Source organism: Streptomyces sp. GC420 (assembly GCF_009916105.1).
Classification (GTDB): domain Bacteria; phylum Actinomycetota; class Actinomycetes; order Streptomycetales; family Streptomycetaceae; genus Streptomyces.
The window spans coordinates 1-4,233 of record NZ_JAAAXQ010000524.1; the positions used below are offsets into that span (position 1 = coordinate 1).

Annotated in this window: 3 protein-coding genes and 1 pseudogene; 2 read left to right on the forward strand and 2 right to left on the reverse strand. The window is 74.1% G+C overall.

Annotated elements, in window-relative coordinates; genetic code table 11:
• Positions 1-405, forward strand: a pseudogene (locus GUY61_RS35360) (hypothetical protein); the annotation flags it as partial.
• Here GUY61_RS35360 and GUY61_RS35365 read toward each other — a convergent pair.
• Positions 386-1,363, reverse strand: coding sequence for a pseudouridine synthase (locus GUY61_RS35365; protein ID WP_166634411.1), 978 nt, complete (start codon positions 1,361-1,363; stop codon positions 386-388). The pseudogene GUY61_RS35360 and the gene GUY61_RS35365 overlap by 20 nt on opposite strands.
• A 73-nt stretch (positions 1,364-1,436) precedes the next feature.
• The gene (locus GUY61_RS35370; RefSeq protein WP_313897009.1) at positions 1,437-2,279 is read right to left on the reverse strand and encodes a peptidoglycan-binding domain-containing protein; all 843 of its coding nucleotides are present in this window, start codon (positions 2,277-2,279) and stop codon (positions 1,437-1,439) included.
• 630 nt (positions 2,280-2,909) lie between these two features.
• Here GUY61_RS35370 and GUY61_RS35375 point away from each other — a divergent pair.
• A partial coding sequence (locus GUY61_RS35375; protein WP_166634413.1) for a hypothetical protein occupies positions 2,910-4,233 on the forward strand: 1,324 nt, incomplete at its 3' end.

Sequence of the window (4,233 nt, forward strand, 5' to 3'; positions counted from 1 at the left end):
GCCCCGCGCCGTCCCGGAGTCCTGCGCCGGTACGCGCTGCCCGCCGTGGTGCTGCTGGCCGTCCTGGCCTTCCTGGCCTGGCAGCGCTACGGGCCGGGGGTCTCCGTTCGCGGGGTGACCGTCACCGCCGACCGGACGGGACCGGGCTGCGGCGACACCGCCGACATCGTCGGGGTCGTCGACACCGACGGCCGCCCGGGCACGCTCACCTACCGCTGGGTGCGCAGCGACGGCACCACCTCCGGCGTCCTGCGCGAGAAGCTGACACAGGGTCAGAAGCGGGCGCGGCTGCACCTGTTGTGGACCTTCCAGGGCGAGGGCCGGTACAAGGCCCGGGCGGAGCTGCGGATCCTCTCCCCGAGCCGGCACACGGCCTCGATCGGCCTCACCTACCGCTGCGGGTGAGGTCCGGCCCGGCGGCGGGTCCGGCCGCCCACCGCTCGTACGAGTCCCAGGCCTCCAGTGTGCGGGCGCTGGAAAACCGGCGCTCCCTCCCTGTGAGGGGGTCGGTGAACTCCACCGTCCGCGCCAGCAGTTGCAGGGGACTGCGGTAGTCCTCGGGGTCGGTCTCCAGAAGCGCCGGATAGACCGGGTCGCCGAGGATCGGGACTCCCGCGGCGTTCATGTGGACCCGCAGCTGGTGCGTGCGGCCGGTGACCGGAGAGAGCCGGTAGCGGCCCAGGGCGCCCCGGGCCGCGGCGAGTTCGATCCGCGTCTCGCTGTTGGGCGCACCCGGCAGCTCACGGGCGGCGATCACCCCGCGCTCCTTGACGATCCGGCTGCGCACCGTGCGGGGCAGGCCGAGGTCCGGCCGGTACGGCGCGACCGCCTCGTACTCCTTGCGGACCAGCCGGTCCTGGAACAGCCGCTGGTAGGCGCCGCGGTGCTCGGGGCGGACCGCGAACAGCACCACGCCGGCCGTGAGCCGGTCCAGGCGGTGGACGGGGCTGAGGCGGGGCAGTCCGAGCCGCCGGCGCAGCCGGGCGAGCGCGGTCTCGGTGACGTACCGGCCGCGGGGTGTGGTGGGCAGGAAGTGCGGCTTGTCGGCGACGAGCAGGTTCTCGTCGCGGTACAGGACCTCCACCTCGAAGGGCACCGGAGTCTCCGCGGGCAGTTCGCGGTCGAACCACAGGAACGCGCCGGGCGCGAACGGCGCGTCGGGAGCCAGAGGTCCGTCCACCCCGACGACCCTGCCCTGCGCGAGCAGCGCGTCGACCGCCTCGGCGCCGAGGCGGGGGATCCGCTCGACGAGATGGTCGCGGACGGTGGCCCACGGGCCGTCGTGCGGCAGCCGCAGCCGCGGCGGATCGATCCCCTGCCGCTGCGGCAGGGGACACGGCGGCACCACGGTTCTGCGTCTCATCGCGTCCCACCCTATGCCGCCGCCGCGTCGCGCCGCCCGTCCGGGCGGGCGGGCGGCGCGACGCGGAAAGGAATCAGGACCGGGTACGGGACTCCAGGTCGCGCCGGGTGTCGTCGCCGTAGACGCCGCTCTCGTCGCCCCGTATCCCGTACCAGGTCTGGAAGCGGGAGACGGCGGCGGCCAGCGTGGCGTCGTACCGCCCGTCGACGGCGCCGTCCCGGTACACGTCCGGGATGCGACGCAGACGCCGCTGGAGCTCGGTGACGGCGGGCCCGCTGTCACCCTGGCGCAGCACACCTGGGTCGTCGGGGCCGCCGGAGCCGTCCGCGCCGGGTCCGGGGTCGGCCGGTGCGGGCGCGGTGCCGCCGGGCGAAGGGGCGGACGGGGGAGCGGAGGAACGCGGAGGGCTGTCCCCGCCCGGTGCCGCGCTCCGGCCGGAGCCGCCGTCGGGGATCAGCAGGGAGACCCCGAGCCCAGCGAGCGCGGACGCCACGACGACGGCCGTGAGGCGGGCCGGGCCCTTCCGGTGGAGGGAGACCGCCCCGGGGCCGTTCCCCGGATCCGCCGGGAACGGCGCGAACGGCTGGGTCTCCTCGGCGGCCGGGTCGTGCCCCGCGCCGGTACCCGCTCCCGGACCCGCTGCGGGATTCGCGGGGGCACCCGCGCCCGCGGGCAACCCCGCCGGCAACTCCGTCGGCGACGGGACCGCCAGCCGGTCGAAGTCCCAGTCCTCCTCGGGGCCCTCGATGCCGTCCTCGCCCTGCCCCCGGGGACGTGGGGGCCTGGGAACCTGCCCCTCGGGGCGAAACAGCTCCGCGAAGTCCGAGAGCGGCCGGGGGCGGCGCGGACGCAGGACGAGGCTCGGTTCGAGTGCCGGACGCCCCGGCGGCTCCCCGGGATCTGATGGAGTCGACACACTGGTCCCCTTCTGTCCCTGTGAACGCGACTGCCGTGTCCCCAGCGCCGTACGGCGCATCCCTTCTTACGAAGCGTCAGCGGATTTCGTTCAGACGCGAACCGGTGAACGGCGGGCCCCGTCCGGTGTTGTTCCGGCGAAGCAGGCCGTCGGCGCGCGCCTTCGGTGCGCTACGAGTGCGAGTGGCCACATCCCGTCAGGAGTGAAAGGGCCCGGTTGAGTTACAGCCAAATACCGGCTCAGGGGGACAACGACCGCCGGGCCGCGTAATGCTGAATCTCCAAGGCGGGGAAATCGGGAATAGCGGTCGCCGGAAGTGCTCGCCGCGAGACCGGTTCTTTTGTCAGGTTGTACGGCGGTGCGATGTCGTGCCAGCCTGTCAGCCGTGGCTCGTGACGGCGACCCTGGCAGGGCCGCCGTGTGCCGACCTGTTCAGTCAATCGCAGGGGAAAGTGTTTGCAGTTGACCGTTGCATCACCTCCTCCCGGCCCGTGTGCCTTACCGGCTCGCCGTACCGCCGTCCCGGAAGGTTTCTTCCGGATTCGCCGCGGGTTCGTTTTTGCCGACGCCATTGGCTGACAAACGGTCAGCAGCTCAGCAGCCTGCCTGGACCGCAGAGGGGGACAAACCATGAGGGACGCTCTCAGTTCGGACTTCCCGTACGGGCAGAGTCCCCCCTTCCCGCCGACCGGACCGGTGGCGGATCTTCCCGACGCCGACATCCCCGTGACGGAGTTGCTGGCCCAGCACTGGACGCGGGTCCTGGACTACGCGACGCTGTGCACCACTTCCGCCCAGGCCGCCAGGACGCTCGCCGGTGCCGCGTTCCGCAGGCGGCTCGACGGCGCCGCCGGCCGGGCCGGCCAGACCAATCCGTGGCGGCGCCAACTGCTGGGCGCGGTCGTCGAGACGGCCCTCGAGTGGGGCACCGGCGAGCGCAGGTACGCACTGCAGCCGGAGTTGCGTGCGGGTGAGGACGGGGGACCGCCGCCCGCGGCTGCCCTCAGACAGCGCCGCGCCCTGCTCCGGCGCGCATTCCAGCAACTCCCGGAACGCGGCCAGTTGCTGCTCTGGCACACCGAGGTGGAAGCCGAGGAACTGGCGGTACCCGCGGCCCTGGCCGGACTCGATGTCGACGAGGCGCGACTGGAACTCGAACGCGCCCGGGCGCTTCTGCGCACCGAGAGCCGGCAGGCCCATCTCGACCTGGCACCCAACGACTACTGCCGCCGCTACAACCGCCTCATCGAGGTCTATGCGCGTCGGCGGGACGCGGAGCCCATGCTCGACATCCGGCAGCACCTGCGGGAGTGCGCCTACTGCCGGACCTCGGCCGAGCAGCTCGACCAGTCCCCGGAGAATCTTCCCCTGCTGCTCGCCGAGGCGGTCCTGGGCTTCCGGGCCGCGGACTACCTCGCGCCGGGTGCCCGCCGCCCCGCCACACCGGAGCCCGGCCGCAGACCCGCGTCCGCATCAGGTTCCGGTTCCGATCCCGCGCCCGTATCCGCGCCCGTATCCGCGCCCGTATCCGCGTCGGGGTACGGGCCCGGGGCGGGGTCGCAGGACGGGCCTTTGAACGAGGCCGGGGACGCTTCCGGGCCGGAGGCCGTTTCCTGGACCCGGCCGGAGCCCGGGCCTCAGCCCCAGCCCGCGCCTGAGCCCGCGCCCGAGCCCGAGTTCGAGTTCGGGGCCGTGGCGGCGTCCTCCGCCCGCTCGGCGACGCGGACCGGGATCCTGGACAGCCCCACCCTCCACCTGCGCATCCGGCAGTCGGCGCCGGTGATCCGGGTCGCCCTGAGCCGGCCCCGCCTGTTCATCGGCGCGGGGCTCGTCCTCATCGGAGTGGGGGCGCTGGCGGCCGCCCTGGTCTCCGGCATGACGGACGACGGCGGCACGGGCACGGGCCCCGGTCCCGGCGGGACGGCGGCCCCCGCCCCCACCGGCAGTGCCCCGG

Coding starts and splice junctions, on each gene's coding strand:
- GUY61_RS35365 (WP_166634411.1), bottom strand. CDS start 1,363: ATGAGACGCAGAACCGTGGTGCCGCCGTGTCCCCTGCCGCAGCGGCAG.